Genomic DNA, 376 nt, shown 5'->3' with positions numbered 1-376 from the left:
GCCTCCCACACTGTTCAAGGCTTTGAAGATCGTACGGCAGAAATCAAGGAAAAGATTCTGTCCATCGCGAAAGTTCTACGTCGCCGCACCCGTGAATCTTGGGAAGAAGTTGACCGGATCACTGGGAGCGTAATCGAAGTAGCCGAGAACGTTGTGAACAAGGCGCAAGCCGTTATCGAGAAACTGCAAGACAAGGGCAAAGCTGCTCTTCGACAAAGTAAAACCAAACTGACCGAGGCGGTCACGCTAACCGGCAAGTTGTTGGAACAAGCCAAACAGGTCGTTTCCGGCAATCGAATCATCGCAGATCGGATCGTCAGTTTCTTTGACCCGGAAGCAAGACCGATTAAGAAAGGTAAGCTGGCCAAAGGAACTG

Annotated in this window: 1 pseudogene; it reads left to right on the top strand. The window is 50.5% G+C overall.

Annotation, left to right across the window (positions count from 1 at the left end):
* Nucleotides 1-376 (top strand): annotated as a pseudogene (locus ACSNOG_RS33015) (ISNCY family transposase); the annotation flags it as partial.

The sequence above is a fragment of the Streptomyces sp. URMC 124 genome, assembly GCF_051386455.1.
Lineage (GTDB): Bacteria > Actinomycetota > Actinomycetes > Streptomycetales > Streptomycetaceae > Streptomyces.
The sequence above is the reverse complement of the archived record's forward strand: the minus strand, read 5'-3'. Positions and strand labels throughout refer to the sequence as shown.